The organism is Sporomusa acidovorans (assembly GCF_900101845.1).
Classification (GTDB): Bacteria; Bacillota; Negativicutes; order Sporomusales; family Sporomusaceae; genus Sporomusa; species Sporomusa acidovorans.
The window spans coordinates 95,795-120,789 of record NZ_FNAM01000015.1 but is presented as its reverse complement, the minus strand read 5'-3'; the positions used below and the strand labels follow the sequence as shown (position 1 = coordinate 120,789).

General features: G+C 44.4%; 19 protein-coding genes, 4 tRNA genes and 1 pseudogene. 6 read left to right on the top strand and 18 right to left on the bottom strand.

Features of this window, described 5'->3' with window-relative positions; genetic code table 11:
* The 3 genes from BLR65_RS31415 to BLR65_RS12310 form a co-directional block, all read right to left on the bottom strand.
* Nucleotides 1-643 (bottom strand): sugar diacid recognition domain-containing protein (locus BLR65_RS31415; protein WP_093794484.1); only part of this gene is annotated, 643 nt, incomplete at its 3' end.
* Nucleotides 644-751: 108 nt separating this feature from the next.
* The gene (locus tag BLR65_RS12315; RefSeq protein WP_093794483.1) at nucleotides 752-1,588 is read right to left on the bottom strand and encodes an MBL fold metallo-hydrolase; all 837 of its coding nucleotides are present in this window, start codon (nucleotides 1,586-1,588) and stop codon (nucleotides 752-754) included.
* A gap of 26 nt (nucleotides 1,589-1,614) precedes the next feature.
* Entirely contained in the window at nucleotides 1,615-2,955 is a 1,341-nt protein-coding gene (locus BLR65_RS12310; protein ID WP_093794482.1) for a GntT/GntP/DsdX family permease, read from the bottom strand.
* A gap of 210 nt (nucleotides 2,956-3,165) precedes the next feature.
* On the opposite strand from BLR65_RS12310, the gene BLR65_RS12305 reads away from it, so the two are divergent.
* Nucleotides 3,166-4,362, top strand: coding sequence for a CdaR family transcriptional regulator (locus BLR65_RS12305; protein WP_093794481.1), 1,197 nt, complete (start codon nucleotides 3,166-3,168; stop codon nucleotides 4,360-4,362).
* A 161-nt stretch (nucleotides 4,363-4,523) separates the two neighbouring features.
* Here the strand turns inward: BLR65_RS12305 and BLR65_RS12300 are convergent, their stop codons facing one another.
* Entirely contained in the window at nucleotides 4,524-5,156 is a 633-nt protein-coding gene (locus tag BLR65_RS12300; RefSeq protein ID WP_093794480.1) for a 4Fe-4S binding protein, read from the bottom strand.
* A gap of 469 nt (nucleotides 5,157-5,625) precedes the next feature.
* Between BLR65_RS12300 and BLR65_RS12295 the strand changes: the two genes are divergently transcribed.
* Both BLR65_RS12295 and BLR65_RS12290 read left to right on the top strand, forming a co-directional pair.
* Entirely contained in the window at nucleotides 5,626-6,597 is a 972-nt protein-coding gene (locus tag BLR65_RS12295; protein ID WP_093794479.1) for a TDT family transporter, read from the top strand.
* A gap of 268 nt (nucleotides 6,598-6,865) precedes the next feature.
* The gene (locus BLR65_RS12290; RefSeq protein ID WP_093794478.1) at nucleotides 6,866-7,681 is read left to right on the top strand and encodes an Mrp/NBP35 family ATP-binding protein; all 816 of its coding nucleotides are present in this window, start codon (nucleotides 6,866-6,868) and stop codon (nucleotides 7,679-7,681) included.
* 176 nt (nucleotides 7,682-7,857) lie between these two features.
* Here BLR65_RS12290 and BLR65_RS12285 read toward each other — a convergent pair.
* The 13 genes and pseudogenes from BLR65_RS12285 to citF form a co-directional block, all read right to left on the bottom strand.
* Nucleotides 7,858-7,933 (bottom strand) — tRNA-Lys (locus BLR65_RS12285).
* A 147-nt stretch (nucleotides 7,934-8,080) separates the two neighbouring features.
* A tRNA-Lys gene (locus BLR65_RS12280) sits at nucleotides 8,081-8,156 on the bottom strand.
* A 121-nt stretch (nucleotides 8,157-8,277) separates the two neighbouring features.
* Nucleotides 8,278-8,353, bottom strand: a tRNA-Gln gene (locus tag BLR65_RS12275).
* Between the two features lie 14 nt (nucleotides 8,354-8,367).
* Nucleotides 8,368-8,443 (bottom strand) — tRNA-His (locus BLR65_RS12270).
* A 199-nt stretch (nucleotides 8,444-8,642) separates the two neighbouring features.
* A complete protein-coding gene (hrpB, locus tag BLR65_RS12265; RefSeq protein WP_093794477.1) occupies nucleotides 8,643-11,135 on the bottom strand; it encodes an ATP-dependent helicase HrpB in 2,493 nt (830 codons plus the stop codon).
* Nucleotides 11,136-11,160: 25 nt separating this feature from the next.
* Nucleotides 11,161-12,423, bottom strand: a complete 1,263-nt coding sequence (locus BLR65_RS12260) for an ATP-binding protein (protein ID WP_093794476.1) — start codon at nucleotides 12,421-12,423, stop codon at nucleotides 11,161-11,163.
* A gap of 55 nt (nucleotides 12,424-12,478) precedes the next feature.
* The gene (locus BLR65_RS12255; protein WP_211285083.1) at nucleotides 12,479-13,192 is read right to left on the bottom strand and encodes a class II aldolase/adducin family protein; all 714 of its coding nucleotides are present in this window, start codon (nucleotides 13,190-13,192) and stop codon (nucleotides 12,479-12,481) included.
* 12 nt (nucleotides 13,193-13,204) lie between these two features.
* Nucleotides 13,205-13,672 carry a pyridoxamine 5'-phosphate oxidase family protein gene (locus tag BLR65_RS12250; protein WP_093794474.1) on the bottom strand — a complete coding sequence of 156 codons (468 nt, stop codon included), beginning with the start codon at nucleotides 13,670-13,672 and terminating at the stop codon, nucleotides 13,205-13,207.
* Nucleotides 13,673-13,924: 252 nt separating this feature from the next.
* Nucleotides 13,925-14,968: a GNAT family N-acetyltransferase gene (locus tag BLR65_RS12245; protein ID WP_169716761.1), complete on the bottom strand. Its 1,044-nt coding sequence runs from the start codon at nucleotides 14,966-14,968 to the stop codon at nucleotides 13,925-13,927.
* Between the two features lie 388 nt (nucleotides 14,969-15,356).
* Complete coding sequence (locus BLR65_RS12240; protein WP_093794472.1) at nucleotides 15,357-16,976, bottom strand: ABC-F family ATP-binding cassette domain-containing protein; 1,620 nt, start codon at nucleotides 16,974-16,976, stop codon at nucleotides 15,357-15,359.
* Between the two features lie 159 nt (nucleotides 16,977-17,135).
* A complete protein-coding gene (locus BLR65_RS12235; RefSeq protein ID WP_093794471.1) occupies nucleotides 17,136-18,485 on the bottom strand; it encodes a pyruvate carboxylase subunit B in 1,350 nt (449 codons plus the stop codon).
* On the bottom strand, nucleotides 18,475-19,905 hold the full coding sequence (gene citX, locus BLR65_RS12230) for a citrate lyase holo-[acyl-carrier protein] synthase (protein WP_093794470.1): 1,431 nt from the start codon (nucleotides 19,903-19,905) through the stop codon (nucleotides 18,475-18,477). The genes BLR65_RS12235 and citX overlap by 11 nt, the downstream gene beginning before the upstream one ends.
* 76 nt (nucleotides 19,906-19,981) lie before the next feature.
* A pseudogene (gene citF, locus BLR65_RS12225) lies at nucleotides 19,982-21,427 on the bottom strand (citrate lyase subunit alpha); the annotation flags it as partial.
* Nucleotides 21,428-21,843: 416 nt separating this feature from the next.
* Here citF and BLR65_RS12220 point away from each other — a divergent pair.
* Complete coding sequence (locus tag BLR65_RS12220) at nucleotides 21,844-23,142, top strand: CitMHS family transporter (protein WP_093794468.1); 1,299 nt, start codon at nucleotides 21,844-21,846, stop codon at nucleotides 23,140-23,142.
* Nucleotides 23,143-23,278: 136 nt separating this feature from the next.
* On the top strand, nucleotides 23,279-24,331 hold the full coding sequence (locus tag BLR65_RS12215; protein WP_093794467.1) for an AbrB family transcriptional regulator: 1,053 nt from the start codon (nucleotides 23,279-23,281) through the stop codon (nucleotides 24,329-24,331).
* Here BLR65_RS12215 and BLR65_RS12210 read toward each other — a convergent pair.
* Nucleotides 24,328-24,543, bottom strand: a complete 216-nt coding sequence (locus BLR65_RS12210; RefSeq protein ID WP_093794466.1) for a hypothetical protein — start codon at nucleotides 24,541-24,543, stop codon at nucleotides 24,328-24,330. The two genes, BLR65_RS12215 and BLR65_RS12210, sit on opposite strands and share 4 nt — an antisense overlap.
* Before the next feature lie 172 nt (nucleotides 24,544-24,715).
* On the opposite strand from BLR65_RS12210, the gene BLR65_RS12205 reads away from it, so the two are divergent.
* Nucleotides 24,716-24,994, top strand: coding sequence for a hypothetical protein (locus BLR65_RS12205; RefSeq protein ID WP_093794465.1), 279 nt, complete (start codon nucleotides 24,716-24,718; stop codon nucleotides 24,992-24,994).
* Nucleotide 24,995 lies beyond the last annotated feature (1 nt).

Genomic DNA, 24,995 nt, shown 5'->3' with positions numbered 1-24,995 from the left:
CGGCAAACCCTCGTCCATTATCGCCAACTCTGGCTGCTTCAATAGCTGCATTTAAACCTAGCAAATTGGTTTCTCCCGAAATAGTCTGAATGAAATCAAGAATATTATTTAATTCCTTTAGTTTTTCCTTAGTTTTGCTCAGTTGTTCCTCCATTTGCTGATATCTGACAGCAATGCTCCCCGAAGCAGTAGCCATATCCTGAATAGCAACGAGGATACCCTCTATATCCAAAGCCGCACTTTTTATAAGGGCTTCCCTTTCCCGGTAGGCCTGTATTTTCTTTATTTCTTCTGTCACTATGATAGCTGCCATTTTTTGTAAAGGTCGAACCTGTTCCGGATCTCCAGATATTCCAATACAGCCGATACGTTTCTTATGATATTGGATTACGCCATTATAACCCGCTTTTACTCCCTGCATGTTCTTCGCTTCATCAACAGTAATAGCAATTTCATCCACTTCACCAGCCATTATCTTTTGGGCACCGGCATGAATCGTTCCTAATCTCTCCGGTTGTTTTGTCGCGATTATTTCTCCGTTTTCCCCCATAAAGTTAACATTATTACCGGTTACATCAAAAATTAATTGAACAACACGCTCAGCCAGTTCTTTTGGTACCTGATGCGGCCAATTCAAATTCATTCTGAACCTCCTAAAATTAACTTAGCAGAATATAATGCCTACTTTATATTCAAAAAGACAATGCATGTTCTATTTAGCATTGTCTTTTTGAATATTTGTTATTTCACCTTAAAACTCAATCATAGTACCAACAAAAGCAGGTATGAATTTCTTACCAAAAAGTTGCCTCAATTCAGCCATCATAGCAAAACCAGTACAATGGTTTGCTGCAATAAAATCTGGCGAGTATTGTTCTAAAGTAGCGAGCGTAAGCTGTTGTTGAGCATCTGTGACAGGGCCCAAATGAGTTCCACCTATCCAGCCCGCCAGCCGGGTTTGTCCGGTTATTTCAAAACCTCTCCGCACAGTATTGACTAATCCTGAATGACTGCATCCGCCGATAACCACTAATCCTTTGTCGCTAACGTAATAAAGAGATGTGTCATCAAGCATATTATCCTGGCAGTCACAGCCATCTTCAGCACAAACAACCAGATTGGTGTCACCTGTCTCAAAGCTAGTTTTTCGGGGCATGCCACCACTAAACCAAAGGTTTGGTGCTATTTCCAGCGGATCATTCGTTAAATTCCAGTTAGCCCCCAGACAGATACTTTCCTCTTTATCGAATGGAATACCAATATATTCCCGTCCCCCACCTAAAACCGAAAAACGTCTGCTAAAAATCAAGCTGTGTGCATAGATGGGTATAGCCTTACGGCGATGCCTGAGAATATAAGGTATACCTCCGGTATGATCGTAATGACCGTGACTAATCGCCATAGCATCCAATTGTAGCGGATGAACACCGAGCAGACTTAAGTTATGGACAACAGCGTCTGACTGTCCGGCATCAAGCAGAAGTTTATATGAATCTGTTTCCAATAAAAGTGACAAACCGTGTTCGCCCAGAAATGGCTTTTTTGCACTAATTGGGATTGAATTATCGACAACTACCGTTACTTTCATAAAAATCGCCTCCTGCACAAATGAATTTAGCTAATAAACTGACTGAAAATTAAAAGAGTGATAAGCCCAGCAACAGAAGCGATGGTTGATGACAGTGTATACGTTTTAAACAAATCGCCCATCGGCATGCCGAAATACTCTTTAACAAACCAAAAGCCCGGATCATTCACATGAGAAAAACCAATAGAGCCTGTACCAATCGCAACAGCAACAAGTGCCGGATCAAGTCCCGGATATAGAGGCAATAAGGGTACAACCAGCCCAACTGCGGTTATCATTGCGATAGTCGCGCCACCTACGGCAAAACGCATGATAGCTGCAACACACCATGCAAGCACAAGCGGATTAATATGCCATTCCATAAGAAGTGACTTGATGGCAGCGCCAATACCACTGTCCATAAGAATTTTATTAAACGCGCCGCTGGCTCCGATAATTAACAAGATAGCTGCCATCGGACCAATAGCGATTTCACTGAACTTCCGGATTCTTTCCATGTCCATGCCCCGATTAAGGCCAAGGGTCCAATAGGATAAAATCACAGCCAGGAATAGTGCGGTTACAGGATCTCCAATAAAATTTACATACGCCATACAAGGATGCGCTTTCCCTAAAGCAAATTCCAAAATGGTCTTTGAAATCATGAGCAATAGCGGAAATAAGATGGTAAATAAGGTAATGCCAAATGGCGGCAGGTTTTCCTCAGGAGTAGGTTCCGCCTTACACAGATGTTCCGGTGGATTTAACTTAAATTTATTGCCTACCAGTTTTCCGAAAATAGGACCGGCCAAAGCTGCTGCCGGCAAGCCAACAATCAAACCATAGAGGATCACTTTGCCAACATCTGCTTTTAGCCCGACAGCCACTGCCATAGCAGCCGGATGTGGTGGTACAATACAATGAACAGTCAGCAGGCCAATGATCATCGGAATTCCTACTGTTACCAGCGACATTCCCGCCTCAATAGCTACACAAAACAATAATGGCATCAACAACACAATTCCTACCTGAAAGAAAACTGGAATTCCACAGATATAGCCGACAATCATCATTGCCCAGTGAGAATTTCTTTTGCCGAGGGCTTTGATCATCGTGCGCGACAATCTTTCTGCCCCGCCTGATACTTCCATCATTTTACCCACAATAGCCCCAAGCGCCAGGATAGGTGCCAGCATTCCCAAAAAGCCACCCATGCCCAGTTCAATAGATTTCAACATCTTATCCAGGGGCATCCCTGTTGTAAATCCAATAAACAAACAAGCCGTAAGCAGTGCAACAAAAGCATGAATCTTGAGTCGAATCGTAAGAAAAATTATTAACGAAATAGCTAAAATTAAGACAAGCATCAACATACCCGTTGTTCCCATAGTATTCCTCCTCATTATTATAATTTTGCGGTATGATTGTAAAAGAATACAAACCCATTTTTTATTTTCAATAAAGTTCTTTCCCAACCAAACCTTATCCTATATAATAATGATAGGCTTTTAAGGTATCTGTTTCAATTATCTGAAAAAGAGAAATATCATGTAAAAACCATGGCTTTTTTGTGCAAACATACAAATTGAGGTGATTCTATGATTATACCTGAAAAATTAGCACAAAAAATTGTCGACACAACTATGCAGTTAGTTCATCGGAATGTAAATATTATGGATAGGGACGGCATTATCATTGCTACCGGCCATCCACACCGTTATAAAACACTGCATAAAGGCGCCAAAGATGTCATAGAAACTGGTAAAACTATTGAAATATACCCAAACGAATTATTTCTTTATCCGGGTGCCTTACAAGGGGTTAACCTTCCAATTGTTTTTGATAATCAAACGGTAGGTGTTGTCGGCGTGTTCGGCCATCCTGATGAGGTCCGAAACATAGCCTTCCTTGTTAAAATGATTACGGAATTGATTTTGGAACGAGACCTCGTACAAAGAGAAATACATACCAAAACCCGATTGCGTGAACAGTTTATTGAGATTTCAGTTCTCACCCCCATTATTGGACCATCAACCAAACTTAAAAGAATTGCCAATTCATTGGCAATAGATCTTGCACACCCCCGTGCAGCTGTACTAATTGACGTATCCACTGCAATACAAAAATTGACGTTGGAATATGGATCATCCGAATTGGTAATAGATCGTGTGGAAGATTTTCTTTTTTCTAGTATTGAAGCGAATAATCTGCTAACCGAACAAGACATAGCCTGTTTAATAGGGGATCAACTCATCCTCCTCAAGGCTTATAAAAATAACGATTTATTACATCAAAATGATTTCTCTGTTGAACAAATTGTACACTCTCTAGAAAAGACGATTGGAGGTCCGCTGTCTTGCGGAGTAGGTGCTATTGCTAACTCTGTCTCCCAATATCATATATCTTACAAGCAAGCTCAGTTTTGCCTACGCCATTGCAACACAAACCACGCAATGTTACAAATAGCTGATCGCGATATACTTATGCAGCATGTTCTTTGCGAAGCACTCAATGGCTCCACGCTGCTGGCATTAAGCAAACTGAAAGAAGTCTTTAATCAGCTGGTTACTACTAACAAGGATATTTACGATACATTAACAATACTTCTACAATGTAACTTAAATATAAATGCTTCCGCCCAAATTCTTCACATCCATCGTAATACCCTACTTTACCGACTAAACCGACTTGAAACTGAAACGGGACTTGCTCCATGTCGTTCGATAGATGATATGATATTATGCCGTCTTTTGTTATTACTTGTAGAGCAAAATAGAGTATTACCATCACTATAATAGTACTGAATAAATAATAATTCATTTACCATTGCGAAAAAGGAGAATTTTAGTCATGTTAACAAATTTGCCAATTGGAAAAGTATAAGGAATGACCTTTTTACTCTTTTTCAGGTTTAATTAACTCAATAATTTATTGATACACCAACCTCTTAAACCATTTAGAACCTCAATGCCTTTTTGGGGCATTTTTCTACGCACCGACTACATTTTAAACAATCAGCGTGCGTAAAACCATTTAAATTTCCCTTGGCAGTATAGGGAGATAACTGTAGCGGACATACTTTTGAACAAAGTTTACAATTTACACAGGAATTTTCAATCTTTAACGGCATAGTTTTGGGTTTGGCACTAAACCAGCTTGCTAGAGTACCCATGGGGCAAAAAGAACACCATGTACGTTGATGATAAATTATCCCAAGCACAATACCAACAATTGTTGTAATAAGGATAATCCGCACAAATACCGCACCCATAGCGGATAAATCACCCCATGCATAATACGTCTGAATACCAAAAACGCCCATAATAAACACAACCATAAATGCGCAAAAACCCTTACTCCGCAAAATCGCTGGTACTTGTTTCTTGGGCGATATTGGGGCAATTACATTATCATAGAAACTGCCACGCGGACAAAGATTACCACACCAATATCGTCCTTTATAGGGAGCTATTATGACTGGTGCAAGCATACATATGATTGCTAATAATCCAATCGCCGGGTAAATGATACCTATTGCTAAAAAAATTAATAAAATCCAGAATAGATATTGTTGAATGTTATTTTTCATGCCTATTGTCCTTTCTAAAATTCAATAAATTAATTACCAATCTTATTTTTGCAACATGGTAATCATTGTTCTTGCTAGTCTTCAACTTGCCGGCGTACTGTAGCACTCATTGATGTTCGCCTCATTTAAACATGATTCCGCATAGACCTCAAAAATATGTACCCTCGTTTATTCATTGCGCCCATTACAACCTCAACTGGAATGAACATCTTCATCTCTCTTGTCCTCACCATATTTTTAATATCCGCAATATGACCTTTTATTGTGCCCAACCGTGGAAGCACACTCTCCCTTAGTTACTCATTGCCATGACTTCTTACTACTTGCATTGGCAATATTTATTATTCTCCTAAACAAAAAAACACAGCTTAATTGATGCTCTTGGCCTGCTAAAAATCAAATACCTATCTAGCAAAAAGGGATATTAGTCCTTATATGGAAATATTATCATTTACAAGGGGGGTTAAAATTGCAACAGTTATTACCAGAAGTCAGCCCTAAACAAGGAATAGTACAACTATTTAAAAAATCAATACGAGCTACACCGATTCCTATATCAGGACTGCTTTTAGGAATCATATCGACAGGTAATATGTTATCTACATACGGAAATATATTTAGGATTTTATCAGGGCTTATTTTCTTATTTTTAGCTTTAATGCTGATATCCAAAACATTTATCTATGCGGATGCAATTATAAAAGACCTTAAAAGCCCTGTCATTACAGGCATTTCATCCACTTTTCCTATGGCGGTTGTCGTATTATCCACCTATATTTACCCATTTTGGTCATTAGCTGCCTGTGTTGTTTGCGGATTAGGCATTTTAATTCATTTCATTTTAATAATATATTACACTATCAAATATCTGTTTAACTTTAATATACAACAAGCACTTCCTAGCTATTTTGTAGTTTACGTTGGCATTGCAATTTTTAGCGTAGTATCGCCCGTATTTAATGCCATGTGGATTGGTCAAATATTTTTCTGGTTCGGATTTATTACCTATTTATTTTTATTACCTGTTATCAGTTATAGAGTATTTGTAATAAATTCTATCCCCGATCCAATACAACCTACCATCGCAATTTTTGCTGCACCTGCCAGTTTGTGTTTAACTGGGTATTTAAATTCATTTCAAGAAAAAAATATGATAGTCGTCTGGCTATTGGCTTTGTTATCTTTAACCATGCTTTTTGTCGTTCTTTGGCATATGCCTAAAATGATAAAAAATAAGTTTTTCCCAAGCTATTCCGCATTTACTTTTCCTCTTGTTATTAGTGCTATATCAATCAAGACATTGAATACATTCTTAACTACGACTGGAATGGAAAGTATAATACTGAAATATTTAGCTTATTTCGAAGAATTCTTAGCGTTATTTTTTGTGGTTTATGTTTTAGTAAAATATATTGACTTTTTATTCTATGATAATTGCTGATAAAGCAAGCTATTGAGACCTCAGCGGAACGCAGCCGCCCGTATACGCTGCGTTCCGCTGCACCCCTATCAGGATATAAGTATTTTCCTTTGTGATTGCCTGCATCCGCTGAAACTTTCCATGCCGTATTCAAATTAACCTTCAGCACATCCACCTTATATTAGCTTACCGATTACACTATACAGTCCTGCAGGAGTTCGTCGGCGTGGTAGAGAAGAAACTATCTATATTACTTGTTACAATATACCAAAGGAGATGGATTTAACAAATGGCTTGCCACAGTAGCAATCAAGAATTAGAAGTGCAAAGTCAAAAAATCGATAATTTTTTGCAAAATGTTAAACACAAAATCGTAGTCATGAGCGGTAAGGGTGGGGTCGGTAAAAGTACGGTAGCAACCAACCTAGCGGTTTTTTTAAGCAATCAGGGCTATAAAGTCGGTCTGCTCGATGTAGATGTGCATGGTCCCAGCGTTGCCGGACTGCTAGGTCTTACCGGATTAAAACTCAATACCGACGGCAACCAGATTCTACCGTATCAATACAATGAGCATCTAGAAGTTGTATCCATACAAGGCTTACTGGATCAGCCTGATGCTCCGCTTATTTGGCGAGGTCCGGTGAAGATCGGCATTATCCGTCAATTTTTGTCAGATGTAGCCTGGGGCCCGCTTGACTTTTTGATTATTGACAGCCCGCCCGGAACAGGTGATGAACCGTTAACCGTAGCCCAAACGGTAACCGGCTGCCAAGCTGTCATTGTAACAACGCCGCAAGAAATTGCCTTAGCGGATGTGCGTAAGTCTATTCAATTCTGTCAATTAGTCCACATGCCGATTCTTGGCCTTATTGAAAATATGAGTGGTTTTGTCTGCCCTACCTGTGGCAATCTGCATGCCATATTCAAAAACGGCGGCGGCAAAAAAACAGCAGCCGCTTACCAACTTTCCTTTCTAGGAGACTTGCCAATTGATCCTGGTGTAGTCATTGCCGGTGATACCGGGAAAAGCATTGACTCACTTACCAGCCATACCAAAGAAAAAATGCAAGGCATTGTAAATCAATTACTGCAAAAATTATCATAATTAAAAAATCAAACAAGTGACATCCTCATGGTTTTATAGAGTGATATAGAAACAAAGCTAGAAGAATTGACATTGCAACTCTTCTAGCTTTGTTCTTATTATTGAATCAGCGGGATTCTGGGCTTGTAATTCCATAAAAAAAGCCCTCAAACATAATTTGAGAAGCATACAAATATTGGTGACCCACCCGCGACTCGAACGCGGGACACCCTGATTAAAAGTCAGGTGCTCTACCGACTGAGCTAGTGGGTCATATGCATAGTATACAGATATTGGCCATCGGCTAACCGGATACTCTCAAAGCCTGCTACCCGGCTACTGCAATTGGAATGCCACTTTGAGCGAAACATACATATTGCCGCATTACCTATTGGCTAGCGGCAACATGCTTTTCTTCTTTGGTGACCCACCCGCGACTCGAACGCGGGACACCCTGATTAAAAGTCAGGTGCTCTACCGACTGAGCTAGTAGGTCGATGTCTAAATGGAGACAAACTATATGCTACCATTTTACAATATTGAGGATTATTCCCATTGAGCATAGACGCAACAGGAGACAATTCAAAGCTACGCTAGTAGCTACCTTGTAAAATCGGTGGCAGGGGCGGCTGGACTCGAACCAACGCATGACGGAGTCAAAGTCCGTTGCCTTACCGACTTGGCTACGCCCCTGTGTCAAAAAAATATGGGGTGACTGGAGGGTCTCGAACCCTCGAATACCGGAGCCACAATCCGGCGTGTTAACCGCTTCACCACAGCCACCATCACTTGTCGCTTACGACAGAATTCATTCTATCATACCGCTATCTTTATGTCAAGCACCCTGCTCCAACTATTCTGCGTATAGATTAGCCATTTTACGCAGGTAACTATAAAAGAAAGAAAAAAATATAAATACAGATATACACAACGTGCTAAAGATTTTTGCAGGCGGGTGGTGTGTTGGAAATATATAGATCGGCTAGCCTTGGGGTCTAACACGGCTGGTTGGTATCGCAACCAAGGGGTCTTCAGGCCAGTAATGTTTGGGATACCTGCCCATTAAGTCTTTTTTTACCTCAAAATAAGTAGTTCGCCAAAAACTGGCTAAGTCCTGTGTAACCTGCACTGGTCGCCGCGCCGGCGATAAAAGGTGCAGAGTCAGCGGGACCTTCCCCCGGGCTATGCAGGGTGTTGCTTGCAGGCCAAACATTTCCTGCAGTTTAACTGCCAATACCGGACAATCCGGGTTACTGTAATCGATAGGGAGCCGTTGTCCACTTGGAACGATAAAATGAGTCGGCGCATATCTTTCAAGCTCCTGTCGTTGCTCCCAGCTAAGCATCGACTCCAATATTGTAACAAGATTTAACTGTTCTAATTCATTCCGGCTTGTCAGACCATAGGCGAAAGGCCCCAGCCAGGTATCCAGTGTGCCAAGGAGAACTTCATCCGTAACATCAGGCCATCCTTGTTCCCAGTAATGCATAAACAGTAAACGCTGACGTAATTGCCGTGCCGCCCGCGACCAAGGCAATATCGCCAATCCTTCCCGTACAATCCCGCTGAATAGCGCCGATAAAACAGCCGCCGGCGCAGGTGCCAAGCAAGGTTTTTCTTTGATAATAAGCGCCCCCAACCGTTCATATACCCTAGAGCGCACCGATTGAGCTGTCTCATCCCAAAACACTGTGGCTTCAGTAAAAATCTGCCGTTTAAAGTAGTCTGTCAATTGTTCCAATTCGATTGGCACTGCAAGAAAAATACGGCTTTCACTGCCCTGCCCGTCAAGATTGGGAGCTACAATATAGTTTGCCCGCGCTAATGGCTGATCCCCCACCAAGACAGCACCCCGTCCATTTTCCAGTAAAAATTTGCCGTTACTCCGCCGTTGACCAATTCTGTCAGGATAGGCAAACGCCAGCAGGCAGCCGCACCATTCAATATCATTAGGTTGACCCGGTACATTGCCGAATTCTCGCTTAAGACGCTCCGCTTCCCGGCAAATCCGCCGGCACAAAGAAATATCAAGCTGTTGACCGGGCGGCCAAACCTGATTATCTTTTGGGTTAAGCTGGCGAAGCACTGCCAGCCGAAGACGCAAATCAACATCCACTGCCTGCAAAAAGTCCCGTTCACTGAGAATAGCGGCAAGTTCACAGGCTACCGCGCCCAATCCCAATTCCATCGCTCTGAGGACCATATGTGCCAAACGCGGCTGCAGGCCTGTCCGCAGTATTTGCCGTCCATGGCCGGTAATCAGACCGTTACTATCCAATGCCTCTAATTTGCCAAGCAATTCTCTTGCCTGCGAAAATGTCCTGGCAGGCGGCTGGTCAAGCCAATGCACCTCGCTAGGATCGGCAATTCCCCAAGCTGCTAATTCCAGCGCCAGGGGAGTCAAATCTGCGGATAGAATTTCCGGTGCCGTATCCGGTTCAAGATAATAATGTTCTTGCTTGGTCCAAAGCCGGTAGCAGATTCCCGGCCCTAACCGGCCGGCCCGGCCTCGCCGCTGATCGGCGGCTGATTTAGTCACGCGGACCGTTTCCAGAGAAGTTAGGCCGGTACGGAATAAGTAATGCGGAACCCGCATCAACCCGCTGTCAATTACGACTCTGATACCTTCGACAGTAAGACTGGTCTCCGCAATCGACGTAGCCAAAACCACTTTACGTACGCCGGTTACGTTTGGCAAAATAGCCTCATCCTGCACATTTGCCGGCAAAGCGGCATAAAGCGGTGCAATGTGCGCAAAGCCTGCGATGCCTTTTTCAACGAGCCTGGCCTGTACACGGCGGATTTCACCGGCCCCAGGCAAAAAGACTAAGATATCGCCAGCGTGATTGGCAAGTGCATGAAAAATGGTCTCTACTACAATCGTTTCCGTATTTTCCGCCGTACGTCTTTCAAGATAATGAGTTTCAACAGGAAATGTTTGCCCTTTGCTGCCAATGACCGGAGCATTGCCGAGAAGTTCCGCCACAGGCTCGGCAGACAGGGTAGCCGACATCACTAACAAACGCAGATCCTCCCGCAAAAAACTCTGTGTTTCCAAAGCTAAAACCAAGCCAAGATCCGCGTGAATATTGCGCTCATGGAACTCGTCAAATATGACCAGCCCTATTCCGTTCAGAGCTTGGTCTGTTTGCAACATACGGGTAAGTATCCCCTCTGTAACTACCTCAATTCGCGTTTGTGAACTGATACAGGTATCAAACCGGACCCGGTAGCCTACCTTTTCTCCTACTTGTTCGCCCAGTTGCTGCGCCATATAGCGGGCAGCAGCGCGGGCAGCCAAACGCCGTGGCTCCAGCATAATAATTTTCTGGCCCCTGAGCCAAGGCTCGTCCATAAGAGCCAACGGAATACGCGTTGTCTTGCCGGAGCCTGGCGGTGCAACCAATACGGCATTTTGTGAATTAAGTACATTTTTAAGTTCAGGCAATATTTCATTAATAGGAAGGATATTCATTTCAGACTCCCTGCTAGTAGTAAACTTAATTTGCCATTTTCCCTGCCAAGTAATCAACTAATTGCTTGGCACTCCGTCCCGAACGGCCGGAGTGAGACATCTCCCAACGCAAAGCCGCCTCCTTCAGTTCAGCCGGGCTAAGGGATATATTGCTTTTACGGGCGATGTCTGCAATGATATGGAAATATTCCTCCTGGTTGGGCAGCGTATAAAATAGCGTGATACCAAAGCGGTCGGCCAGCGACACCTTTTCATTCAGTGTATCCTGACGATGCAATTCGTTGCCGCTGCGCTCCTCCCAGGTTTCTTTTATCAAATTTCTTCTGTTGGATGTAGCATAAATTAAAACATTATCAGGGCACACCGCCATGCCGCCGTCAATCAGAGATTTCAATATTTTATATTCTGCTTCAAATTCCTCGAAGGATAAATCATCCATAAAAAGAATAAACTTCTTTCCATACTCCCGCAATGCCGCCATAATTTCAGGAATATGCTTAAAGTCAGTTTTAGCGATTTCCATCAATCTTAGACCTTGGTCATAGTAAGCATTGACAATGGCTTTAACGGAAGACGATTTACCCGTTCCCCTGGCGCCGACAAGAAGTACGTTATTAGCAGGTTTCCCCTGGATAAATGCTTCGGTATTGCGCACAAGTTCAGCCTTCTGATATTCATAGCCGATAATATCCTGCAGTTGCACAGGGTCGGAATGTTCAATTCCACTGATTTGCCGCCGTCCTGCGTCCCATGTAAATGCTGCATAACCAGTTAAATTACCGCAGCCATAGTGATCGTAATACCGGCCAAGGGCTAACGCGATCTCTTCCGGTGTATGTTTTTGGGTCACATCAAAAAACAAATCTCTTAAAACCTCCAGATTATAAAACCGACCGGCGCTATTGCTTTTAGGCCCACGAGCCGGCTGATAATCAAGTAACATGGGCTTAAGTTCATCGCAAAAGCGCTGGGAAAGTCCACTATTTAATAGCGTTTTCAAGATGGCGATATCATGAATGGCTGCCCTGAGCAGGCTGTGTCCCGGCTGACCGCCATTTTTTTCGTTGGTACTGCTATAGACATTTTCGTCACAGCCGATTTGATACAATACATAGTTTTCCGCAATACTGCCCGTTATGCCGGCTTTTTCCGCCCATACGATAAGCCTGGAAGCAAGTTCGTACTGATCTTCAGCTTTCTCAAGAGACTGCAGCCGGGTAATCAAATCATCCTGTAATAAATTACGGTAAAGCAATAGCTTGCTAAGATCGAAGCAGGATTCTGGCACAATAATTCCTCCTGTTTATCGTAAAAAGATTAATCTTATAAGAGGAGAGAACTCTTTATGAGCGCGTCTTTCTAGCACACGGAAAATCACACTCAACATCCCGGCACTTGCCGGGATGCCGTCCGGTCAAGCCCATCTTTTCCCTTATTTTCAACAGGGTTTCAAATTGTGATTCCGAAAGTTCCTGTGCTTCACCCAGTTGTTTTGATAAAAACATCAGCTTAGCATAATACTCTACCGATTCCAGTTTATGATAAGCGGTAACTAAATCTTCTCCCCAGGCTAAAGCGCCATGATTGGCTAATAATACGGCATCAAAGTGTTCCAGATAACGGGCCACAGCAGCAGGTACTTCCTGAGTGGAAGGAGTTCCGTATTCAGCTACAGGCACACACCCAAGATTGACAACAGCCTCAGCGATCAGCGGCTTATTAAGGGGAATATGGGCAACTGCGAAAGTAGTGGCGTAAGGGGGATGAGCATGAACAACAGCGCCAACATCCGGACGGTCCTGGTAGACCCGCAGATGCATCTTAAGTTCGGAGGAAGGCCGCCATGAACCGGCTTCAGTTAGCACGCTTCCTTCACTATTTACCTTTAGCAGCATTTCCGGGGTCATAAAACCTTTACTTACCCCAGTCGGGGTAGTCAGTATTTCGTTATCATCCAGTTTAACACTGATATTCCCATCATTTGCTGCAACGAAACCGCTGTCATACATGCGCTGGCCGATAAGGCATATTTGCTGTCTCAAGTCACTCTCTGTCATAATGCTGGCTCCTTATTGCGGCCGTACCTTGCCGGTTATTTGCTCTATCGCAACTTTTATTACCGTTGTGTTGTCACCGCTTTTTTCAATATAGGCTTTCCCTTTTTCCATAAACTCAGGTGAGTACTTGGCGACCAGCGCAAGCAAAGCTTCCTTTTTTTCCTGCCCTGTTATCTCTTTGGTCTGTCCAAAAGCAATGACACTTTCATAGCTTGTCGTAAATTTTTCGGGCAGTAACTTTTTTGCGCCGACAACACAAAAAGAAACCTTGTGGTTAGTGGTTATATTGTCTAACTTATGGCCTTCTGTAGCACTATGAAAATAAAGGCAATCATCTTTATACACATAGCTTACAGGAACACCATAAGGCAGGCCTTCCGGATCTGCGGTTGACAATATGCCATATTCGCCGGTTTCCAATAATTTAACAGCGAATTCCTTAGTACTCTGTCGATCAGTACGTCTCATATTTTTAAACATGGCGAACTCCCCTTAACTGTTTTTGGATATTATACCTAGTGGAGCGTCTACGCTGAAATCATAATTACTTCGCGGGCCTTTTTCCGCAATGCTTCGTTGTCGTCGGTTTACATATTCCCGATATGCGCACCTCCTCCGCCTCGCCTTGCGAAAAAATTCCCGCGAATTTTTTTACGCTTTCAACGTAGACGCTCCACTAATATATTTGACACTCTTTACAAAACACCTACTCCTCTGGCCTAAAATATCCTATTAATGTTTCCTTATTACGGATTGCCGCTCTCGTGCTTGGCGCGGCATACCCCTAATCGACTCTTTATGTCTTGCAGGCGACGGACGAATCATCAGACTGTACGCCGAGTCTTTCCGAAAACCAACGTGTTCCATAGTTTCCTGTTTGGCGGGATGATCACTATATATGGTCATACTGATCATCCCGCGCCTATGTTTTTTTCTAATCAGGCCGACGGCTTTGCTGATGAGGGCGGCGCGGAGGTATTCATAATCACGGTGAATCATTAACGTAAGTACATGATTGTTTGCTTTCAGGTAACTGTTGATTGTCAATAAGGCAACTATTTTTCCTTGGCGCTCCACAACATACTCCATTTTTTGCTTACGCATCAAGTAGTTTTTTGCCCAGTCTAATTTCCTGATCAGCATACCGCGATTAAAATCGCCATAGTTTATCCCCATGATTTGCCGCAAATGGTGAGGAACTGAATTTTTATGCAACAGATAAAGTTGTTCCCTGTCTTTTTTTTCAAGTTTTCGAAACCCTGCCAACCCATCGGGCGGCGCCGGCAATACATGATAAGCTTCCGTTAGCGACAGTCCATAATGCAGTATTTCCGTTATCTGCTTAAAGCCTAACCGTTTATAAAAATAATACGCCGGACTGTCTGATAAAACCTCAAGAATAACATCAAGATGATTAACATTATTCAGCAGCTTTGTTAAAACCCAGCTGCCCAATCCCTTCCCCCGGTATTGCTCGGCAAAGGCGATATAATCAATATGCAGTTGTGTGGAGTTTGGATAGGAAATCTGGACAAACCCGGCTAACTGTCCGGCAACTTTTACCCCATACACATGGAAATGGTTTCTTACCCATAGAGAAAATCTGCTTAACGGGTACAAAAGATAATAAAATTGACGGGCGCGGTGAATTCGGCGTTTAATTTGTTGAATATCATATTCTTTTGCAAAGGCTGTAATAAATAAATCTTCCAGTTGTTCTAAATCAGAACGCCGCACGGCTTCAATTTTCACACTGTCAAATGGCTTTTCAGTCATATCCATTCTCCTGCATTTGAAGTTATTTTAAGACTATTATCGGTTATAGCCAATAAATTTATCACTCGCTTTTTCCTGTTGCTCATGAATTGTCGCCGCCAAAAGAATCTATATACAACGTATTAAAGTTTTGCAGGTAGGTGGTGTGTTGGCAAAAGCACAAGTCAAACGCCAGTGGTGGAGCGTTGTCAATACATCACCCGCCTGTGCCTGCAAATTTCTTTAATGCGGAATATCTATTATAAAAATATGTAACAAAAAAGAGATTGCCAATTCCATAAACCGCAGCGATAAGAATTATCTTTTCAGCGCGGGCCAGAATTGCAATCTCTTCCTAACATATATGCTTATTATATCCTGAGACTTAAGTGTGCTTTATGTTATTTGTTTATTGCCCATACAAGGTTGCTAATTGCTGTTTCACATCGGCATTCACCAAATACTCATCATAGGGCATGCGGCGGTCAAGAAGTCCATTCGGCGTAATTTCGATAATACGATTGGCAATTGTTTGAATAAACTGATGATCATGGGAAACGAACAATAATGTGCCATCATAATTCATGAGTCCATTATTAAGTGAGGTAATTGACTCTAAATCCAGGTGGTTTGTCGGTTCATCAAGCAAGAGAACATTCGCACCGCTTAACATCATCCTTGCCAGCATGCAGCGGACTTTTTCGCCTCCTGACAATACCCTTGCTTCCTTTAAGCTTTCTTCTCCTGAAAACAACATTCTGCCCAAAAAGCCTCTAATAAATGACTCTTCCTGATCACGGGAAAACTGGCGCAGCCAATCAACCAGGTTTAATTCGACACCGTCGAAGTATTGGGAATTATCTTTAGGAAAGTACGCCTGACTTGTTGTTACCCCCCATTTAAAAGAACCGCTGTCAGCTGCCAGTTCTCCCGACAAAATCTTAAAGAGAGTCGATTTGGCCAGCCCGGCAGGGCCGACAAAGGCAATCTTATCCCCTTTTGTTACTGTAAAGCTAATATTCTCAAGCACTTGTTCCTCTTCAAGCTTCTTGCTGATGTTTTCCACAGTCAGCAGTTGAGTACCGGCCTCGCGATCAGGCTTAAAAGCGATATAAGGGTACTTCCGGGAAGAAGGTTTAATATCATCAAGCGTAATTTTTTCCAGTAGTTTTTTACGGGATGTGGCTTGTTTTGACTTAGAAGCATTGGCACTAAACCGTTGTATAAAGTTCTGCAGGTCCTTAATCTTTTCTTCTTTCTTTTTATTGGCCTCTTTGGCCAGTTGCAAAGCAAGCTGGCTTGATTCCAGCCAGAAGTCGTAGTTTCCTATATAAAGCTGAATGTTCTGGAAGTCAATATCGGCAATATGAGTACATACCTGGTTCAAAAAATGCCGGTCATGGGACACCACAATAACCGTATTGGGAAAGTCAGCCAAAAAATCTTCCAGCCAGCTAATCGAATCAATGTCCAAATGGTTGGTCGGTTCATCCAGCAGTAAAATATCCGGACTGCCAAACAATGCTTGCGCTAGCAATACCCTTACCTTTTCGTTGCCGCTGAGATCCCCCATCTTGAGCTGATGCAGTTCTTCTTTGATACCTAGCCCATTCAGCAGTTTGGCCGCCTCTGTTTCTGCATCCCAACCATTTAATTCGGCAAACTCGCACTCAAGCTCTGAGACCCGCATTCCGTCCTCATCTGAAAAATCTGGTTTGGCATAGAGAGCGTCCTTTGCTTCCATGATTTCATAGAGGCGGGCGTGCCCCATAATTACCGTCTTCAGGACTTCAAATTCATCAAACTCATAGTGATTTTGTTTCAGTACGGCCAGCCGTTCGCCCGGAGTAACCGCAACCTCACCGGCTGTCGCTTCAATCTCGCCGGACAGCACCTTGAGAAAAGTCGATTTACCGGTACCATTGGCCCCAATCAAGCCATAGCAGTTGCCTGGCGTAAATTTTATATTGACATCTTTAAATAAAATTCGCTTACCAAATTGCAAAGTCAGGTTGTTCGTACTAATCAATATGTTTTCCCATCTTTCTTAAATATAATATAAAGGTTTATTATAGCATAAATTGGGGTAAAAATAAAGCTAACCGACAAAATACAAACAGCAGTACATCCGTACTGCTGTTTGCTGTTGTTTTCAGCGTTACTAACACCCTGACAGTAATTTCTTTGTTTACCGGTGTTTACTGAAAAAGTCTAAGGCAACTTCCGGGAACAACGCATAGGACAAAACATCTTCGGCCGATGCATTGGCATAACCTTTTTCCGCCAGTTCCTGACGTAATGTGTCCATTTGCGGTGCTATGTCATCTGCCGGACGATTTGTAATAAGCGGCTCATCACCGATAATCATCTTTCTGAATTCAGGATCAATCGGGGCCGGCGTACGACCGTATTTACCACGGACAAGATCCTTAATTTCACGGGGAATAATCTTATAGCGTCCCAGCATCACGTTGAAGGCGGCCATAGAACCCGTGATCTGACTTGTTGGCGTAACCAGCGGCGGATAACCCAGTTCAGCCCGTACCTTGGGCATTTCCTCAAGAAGTTCGGGGTATTTATCCGCCATCCCCTGTTCCTTCATTTGATTCAGCAGATTTGACAGCATACCGCCGGGAATCTGGAATGACAATACTTTCGTATCAATATCAATAGCAGTATTTAATTTAAAGTCCTGAGCAAGCGACTTTTTAACAGTCCGGAAATGATCGGCAATCGGATATAATTGTTCCTTTTTAATACCCGTATCCCGCTGAGTGCCTTCCAGGGCGGCAACGATAGCCTCGGTGGCAGGTTGGGAAGTTCCCATCGCAAAGGGCGACAGCGCACAGTCAACAATATCAACACCGGCCTCAATGGCTTTGAGATAAGTCATCGATGCCATGCCGCTGGTATAGTGGGTGTGCAATTGAATAGGAATGCTGATATTGGCTTTAAGCGCTTTGACTAAATCATAAGCGGCATATGGTGCCAGCAGACCGGACATGTCCTTAATGCAAATCGAATCTGCGCCAAGTGAAACTAAATCTTGCGCAACTTTTAAGAAACTCTCTTGATTGTGAAAAGGACTGATCGTATATACAAACGCCCCCTGCACATGAGCACCGGCTGCCTTGGCGGCTTTCATCGCCACTTCGAGATTGCGAACATCATTTAAAGCATCAAAAATCCGGATATTCCTAACTCCGTTGTCAACAGCCCTGTTAACAAATTCCCGTACTACATCATCGGCATAATGGTTGTACCCCAGAACATTCTGACCCCGCAGCAACATTTGAATAGGCGTCTTCTTTAGATGTTTCTTTAATGTACGCAGCCGCTCCCACGGATCTTCCCCTAAAAAGCGCAGGCAACTGTCGAAAGTGGCACCGCCCCAGGCCTCAAGCGCCCAAAAGCCAGCTTCATCCAATTGCTCCAGCATGGGGAGCATGTCCGTAATTCGCATACGGGTTGCAGCGAGTGACTGGTGTCCGTCTCTAAGTACTGTCTCCATAATTTTTACGGGCTGGTTAGTCGTCATTTTTTGGCTCCTTCCCCCATCGGTTATTTTGACTGTTGTTCTCGGCAAGAAATAGAAAATACGTGGCAGCTAACAAATCAGCTACACCACCCGGACTAATATTACGTGCAATAAAACTGTGATCAAGACTCTTAATCTGTGCCCGGCCAAGCTCGGAAAACATACCGCCCTGGGCCATGATCTGCTTCGCCTCATTTTGTACCGCAAGCAAAGTCTTCATCCCATGACGGTTTAAAATAGTCGTATCCTGTACGACTGTCATCAGACTCATCAGCGTGTGCACCAAAGCATCATTAAGTGACACCCCCTGTGCCAGGGCAACTTTCAGTATCGGTAATCCGTGTTCGCGGATACTGGGCATGCCGGCTTCCATTTCCCCCCTGATGCCGGTCACGCCATACTGCATATACAGCCTTTCGCCGGCTGTCAGCTTGACCTTAGCTTGTCCGGCAAGCGGGACAAGCTCCCGCTCCACTATGCCGCTCGTAATCGCAGCCGCTGTGTCGAGAATTTGTCCGGCGATATTATCACACCCAGGCGCTTTTTTTAGCGTATAGGCTGCTGCTGCGGCAACAATACCCAATAAAAACAGCAACCCCTTTTGGGTGTTAACGCCGCAGGTAGCCCGCAGCATTTGCCGTTCACCCTCTTTACCGATCAAGCGCAGTACCGGGAGCAAACCTTCCAGCCTGCCCTGATGCCGGTATCCGGCAACGGCACAGCGAAACATGCTGCCGGCCAGAGCACTGCTGCTCATTAAAAATGTAAAAAAGTTCATGTCTTGGTGGGCACCTGCGTTATCGCGATCCACCAGACCCGGAGCTGGCGTACAGGCCGCTTCCATCAGCATAGCCTCCACCGCCCAAGCGCCAATATCCCCTACGACATCTTCCCATGGATTCGTGCCGGCAGCCGCAAAGGCTGCCAGCCGTTCGGCCACATTGCGATCGATTTCTTTCCTGCTGTGGCAACCTAAACGCCGGCATAGGACTGCCGGCTGATCACATAAAAAGCAGGTACGCTCCGTATACCCCAGGCGAGTGCGTGAGATTTGCCCTCCGTCAGCATCAAACACGTCAATATCAAATAACCGGGCATAATCGCCTGCTTGTTCAATCGCAACACACGCTTGTTTTAATTTGTCCGGCTCACCGTCAACAGCCAAAACAGCCGCAGGTCCAGTTGCCGGATAAATAAACCGTTCTTCCGTGATAATAAAGCCAAATTGCCGAGAACTGACTCTAACCCGGTCAACGGCAGCCCTGAGCAAATCCTGGATGCCCGGACTGTCTTTCACTGGGCCAGGTATGTTGGTAGTAATACTGATTATTGGCAGCCGATGCAGACTGCGCATTTCTGCCTGAAGGGAGGCCAGCCGTTCTTTCGCTTCCAAAACAGCCTCTAAAGTAATTTGCCGCATATTCCATCTCCCTTCATGTCCTCTACCAATTTTACCATACTTTTTCCGAAATACAAATTCTCTATGCGACAAAAGCTTACAGTGGTTTTCGCACTACATCCATAATCGTACCGTCACGGTATTCAATAACCGCCACAACTTCATCGCTTACGGCAATAGGCTCAGGCCTGCCAGTCATGTCGTAAGCCATTTTCTGCAATTCCTGAATCGTCATAATGGGCAACCTGGTGTCCTTTAAGTTATCGATAAGATCAGTGCGGCGCGGATTAATTGCTATGCCGCGTTCCGTAACAATGGCATCCACCGTTTCCCCTGGCGTAACAATGGTATTGACCCGGTCGAGAACCATTGGCAGCCGGCCGCGCAAGAGCGGTGCCACCACAATGGCCAGATTGGCACCGGCCGCCGTATCTGAATGCCCGCCGGATGCCCCCATAATAATACCGTTGGAATCAGTTATAACATTGACGTTAAAATCAACGTCGACCTCGGTGGCACTTAAAATAACAACGTCAAGATTATTCACAATCGGACCGCCATTATGAGGATTAGCATAATAGGAGGCCGACATTTCCAAATGATTGGGATTATTTTTTAAAGATTCAATGGAAGGAATATCAAAATCCTGCACATCAAATATTGTTTTGATCAAGCCCTGCTCCAGCATATCAATAAACGGCGCCGCAATGCCACCCACACCGAAACTGGCTGTAATCTTCTGAGCAAGCATCTTTTCCTTAATAAATTTTGCTGCCGCCAAAGAAGCACCACCGCTCCCCAATTGCAGCGACCATCCGTCCTTAAAATAACCGGAATGCTCAATAACGTCTGTGGCATATTCGGCAATCAACAATTCACGCGGGTCACGGCTGATGCGCAGTGCCCCTGAGGCAATTCCTTGCGGATCGCCAATACTGTCAAGTACAACAATAAAGTCCACTTGTGTCTGCGGAATACTGATCGGAAATACAGGATGCGGGACCAGATTATCGGTAATGGCCACTACTTTGTCGGCATAGGCGGCATCTACCATGGCGTAGCCCATTGATCCGCAGGCGGAACGCCCGTTAATACCGTTTATATTGCCAGAAGCGTCACAACAGGGCGCACCGATAAAGGCTACGTCAATTTTGAGTTCACCGGCTTCAATGGCCCGGGCCCGGCCGCCATGAGAACGAATAATGGTAGGCTTGGACAATTTGCCGGAACTCATAAACCGCCCCAGCTTGCCGCGCCCGCCGCTTGTTTCAATCGCGGTAATAACTCCCTGCTCAATAAACGGAATAATGGCTTCATTAATATCATTAAGCGAACTTGGCGCGAGCGTCAATCCCTTGATACCTTTTTGGGCAATAGCCGCAACAACCCGGTTTAAGATATAGTCCCCATTACGGAAATGATGATGAAAAGCTATGGTCATACCATCCTGCACACCAGCAGCTTCGATGGCCTGTTCAACTGATTTGACAACTTTTTCCGACCTTGGCTTGTTAAGACGGATTTTGGGACCAACAACCCGCCCATGCTTGACATGAATGTTGTCAGTGCTTTTGTCAATTTTGTCAAGGAGACGGACTTTCCGAAGGTCATTTTCGCCCGCCAGTAATAACTATGCCCACGCACAAAGTGCGTGGGCATAGTTATTACTCTTTACTAATGGCAAACTATATACAATGTACTAAAGAATTTTAACAGGCGGGTGGTGTGTTGGCAAAAGCGGAAGTCAAACGCCAGTGATGGAGCGTTGTCAATACATCACCCGCCTATGCCTGCAAGCCTCCTTACCGGAGCATATGGGTCATGATTATAAATATTCTCATAATTTTCTTTGATATCCGGCCATAGCCAGATTGAATTTTACTTATATAACGCCTTCCCCTATACTTTATCTCAGAGTACGATTATTGTCGTAATTTTTCGTCAAGGAGGAGTCATTATATGCTAGCACTAATGGGATTTCTAATGGTTATTGCCTTTATGTATCTTATCATGTCCAAGCGACTCTCCGCCATGACTGCGCTGATGCTTGTGCCGTTGGCCTTCGGAATCGCGCTTGGCTTCGGGCCTCAACTTGGCGCAATGTCACTTGAGGGTATCAAAAAAGTAGCTCCGACCGGTATTATGATTTGTTTTGCCATTCTTTATTTCGGTGTAATGATTGACGCCGGTTTATTCGACCCGCTGATTAGCCGGATCCTAAAGGCCGTTAAAGGCGACCCCATGAAAGTTGTTGTAGGTACTGCTATTTTAGCAGGCATTGTATCGCTGGACGGTGATGGTTCAACCACGTACATGATCACCTGCTCCGCTATGCTGGCTGTTCACCGGCGCCTTGGAATCCATCCGCTCATCTTGCCGGCTATGGCTATCATGCAAAACGGTGTGATGAACATATTGCCGTGGGGTGGTCCCACCGGGCGGGTTATGAGTGCTCTCAGTCTGGAAGCTTCCGACGTATTTGTTCCACTAATACCAGCCATGGTAGCCGGTACGATCTGGGTATTGTTTGTAGCTTACCGGATAGGCTTGAAAGAACGTGCCCGTCTCGGCACACTGCACCTTCAGGACACGGTCCCGGGACCGGCAACTGCCAATATGGATAAAGAAAACCAAATTCTTAAACGGCCGCACCTGTTCTGGATAAACCTAGGTATGACTATTATCCTGATGGCAGCGTTAGTCAAAGAGCTATTGCCTCTTAACGTTTTATTTATGATCGGTACTTCACTGGCCCTGATTATCAATTATCCCAAACTTAAAGACCAGCAAGCCCGAATCGCAACGCATGCTGCCAACGCCTTGCCTGTTATTGTCATGGTATTTGCGGCTGGGATCTTTATGGGCATTATGTCCGGTACGAAAATGGTCGATGCAATGGCCAATTCGCTGGTCTCTGTCATTCCGCCTTCCATGGGACCCCATCTGGCGCTTATCACCGCCCTGGCCAGCTTACCGTTTACCTTTTTCCTGACAAACGACGCTTTTTATTTCGGGGTTGTGCCTATTTTGGTTAAAACTGCGGCGACATATGGCATTACACCGGCGGAAATTGCCCGTGCTTCTTTAATTGGTCAGGGCGCCCATTTGTTAAGTCCGCTTGTAGCTTCCACTTATCTGCTGGTAGGCCTGTGCGGAGTTGAATTCGGGGATTTTCAGAAATACACCCTTCTTTGGGCTATTGGCACGTCCATTGTCATGCTTGCGCTCGCACTGACTATCGGTATTATTCCTTTATAAAAACAGTGTTTTTTCAGATAAATCATGCTAAACAGCCGTTAAATGCGATAAAACCTGATTATTCGGGTTTTATCGCATTTTAGCTTTTAATATCAAAGTGATAATATATACACATTACAGTAATAAAAGGTGAATTATGCACAAACAATCGTTGGTTATTTTTGTCCTCGCTGCCGCAGGCGGTTTTTTATTTAGCTTACTGCACCTGCCCTTGCCTTGGACGTTGGGCCCGCTGGCCATGGCAATTATTTGGAAAACCCTGCTGGGCAAAGTCGCCTATTGGCCAAAAAAACGACGCAATATGGGCTTGATCGTCCTAGGTTATATGATGGGCAGTCCGTTTACCCTATCTGTTGCCCAGCAAATCGCACAGCAATTGCCTATCATGCTGCTAACAACCGTCATCCTCATCGCCTTATGCTTAGGCACCGGTTACCTGGCCGAACGCTATACCAGCATCGGCTTGGCTAATAGCCTGATTGGCAGTATTCCCGGCGGCCTTTCGCAGATGTCCGTCATCTGCGAGGAAACCAAAGGAACCTCGGTTTCCGTGGTAACCTTGATGCAGACAGTGCGGGTCGTTACTGTTGTTTTTACCGTTCCGCTGCTGGCCTTGCATGGCATCGCCACCCATGTTACACCCGCTGCTATGTCGACTGTAAGCCATATGGATCTTAGTCAACTACCGATACTGGCAATTTTTCTGGCAACCATCTTGGCATTCGTCAAACTAGCCAAACGTCTCCACATTTCTAACATCTACGTTATATGCCCGGTGCTGGGTACGGCACTCCTTACACTGTCAGGCTTGCACGCGCCGGTATTGCCCGCTCCGGTTATTTCCTTAGCCCAAATTTTTGTCGGCATTAGGATGGGCCTGGATGTTGATTTTGGCAGCCTTGCCAATTGGAAAAAAATTTCCGTCATCAATTTATTTACTGTCCTAATGGTCATTCTGCTTCTGCTTGGGGTATCCTATATTTTTTCTCTGATTTACCCCGTATCCTTTGTAACGGCATTTATCAGCATGGCACCAGGAGGAATGTCAGAAATGGCGTTGACAGCCATATCTGCCAACGCCGATTTTCCCACAGTAGTTGCCTATCAATTATTTCGACTGCTGTTTATTCTGCTGGTCTGCGTACCTGTTACCAAATGGCTCATACAAAAAAAGCTCTATCGGATCTAACTTCTTTTCTGCTCAATGTCCTTAAGCCTGATGAAAAATTTTTCCACCCTGCCTACTTCACCGGTTGCTTCATATTCATATAACCAACCATGCTTCTCGCTGCGGCTCTCGACAAAACGCAGTTCAATCAAACACTCCTCCGCCAAAATAGCGGCCCGCCGCGGCTCTAAAGGAGTCATTACACTTTCGGTAACTTTCACAAATTTGCGCATAAAGTAACCTCACTCACTACAACTTAAATTATGGCTTTTATTATAGCAAAGATAGCCGTTTACAACCATCCCTTTTACTATTTCACCTTGACTTTTTTTAACTTTCATATTACATTGATAATGGTGGACTCTCTTCTGAGAGCACAAACTATACAAAGTGGTGATTACATTCATGTCAGAAAGAATGAACCTGCAAGACGTTTTACGGGAATATGGCATTCCGCTTGCAACTCTCAGTGTAACCGCGTCAACGCAAGACTGTCAGGCGCTCCGCGAACGTCTGATAGCCATTCGGGATCTTAGCCAGGGTAAGGAACAGGGTTATCTTGAGGTAGCCTGCACATTTTATATCGATGTCCACGATATTGACCGTTATTTAACCGGGGAACTGCCTAATCTGGCTGAAATCTTCACATTCCCGGAAGACGTCAAGACCTATAAGGAGGAATAAG

Coding starts and splice junctions, on each gene's coding strand:
- BLR65_RS12315 (WP_093794483.1), bottom strand. CDS start 1,588: ATGAAAGTAACGGTAGTTGTCGATAATTCAATCCCAATTAGTGCAAAA.
- BLR65_RS12310 (WP_093794482.1), bottom strand. CDS start 2,955: ATGGGAACAACGGGTATGTTGATGCTTGTCTTAATTTTAGCTATTTCG.
- BLR65_RS12305 (WP_093794481.1), top strand. CDS start 3,166: ATGATTATACCTGAAAAATTAGCACAAAAAATTGTCGACACAACTATG.
- BLR65_RS12300 (WP_093794480.1), bottom strand. CDS start 5,156: ATGAAAAATAACATTCAACAATATCTATTCTGGATTTTATTAATTTTT.
- BLR65_RS12290 (WP_093794478.1), top strand. CDS start 6,866: ATGGCTTGCCACAGTAGCAATCAAGAATTAGAAGTGCAAAGTCAAAAA.
- hrpB (WP_093794477.1), bottom strand. CDS start 11,135: ATGAATATCCTTCCTATTAATGAAATATTGCCTGAACTTAAAAATGTA.
- BLR65_RS12255 (WP_211285083.1), bottom strand. CDS start 13,192: ATGACAGAGAGTGACTTGAGACAGCAAATATGCCTTATCGGCCAGCGC.
- BLR65_RS12250 (WP_093794474.1), bottom strand. CDS start 13,672: ATGTTTAAAAATATGAGACGTACTGATCGACAGAGTACTAAGGAATTC.
- BLR65_RS12245 (WP_169716761.1), bottom strand. CDS start 14,968: ATGACTGAAAAGCCATTTGACAGTGTGAAAATTGAAGCCGTGCGGCGT.
- BLR65_RS12235 (WP_093794471.1), bottom strand. CDS start 18,485: ATGACGACTAACCAGCCCGTAAAAATTATGGAGACAGTACTTAGAGAC.
- citX (WP_093794470.1), bottom strand. CDS start 19,905: ATGCGGCAAATTACTTTAGAGGCTGTTTTGGAAGCGAAAGAACGGCTG.
- BLR65_RS12220 (WP_093794468.1), top strand. CDS start 21,844: ATGCTAGCACTAATGGGATTTCTAATGGTTATTGCCTTTATGTATCTT.
- BLR65_RS12215 (WP_093794467.1), top strand. CDS start 23,279: ATGCACAAACAATCGTTGGTTATTTTTGTCCTCGCTGCCGCAGGCGGT.
- BLR65_RS12210 (WP_093794466.1), bottom strand. CDS start 24,543: ATGCGCAAATTTGTGAAAGTTACCGAAAGTGTAATGACTCCTTTAGAG.
- BLR65_RS12205 (WP_093794465.1), top strand. CDS start 24,716: ATGTCAGAAAGAATGAACCTGCAAGACGTTTTACGGGAATATGGCATT.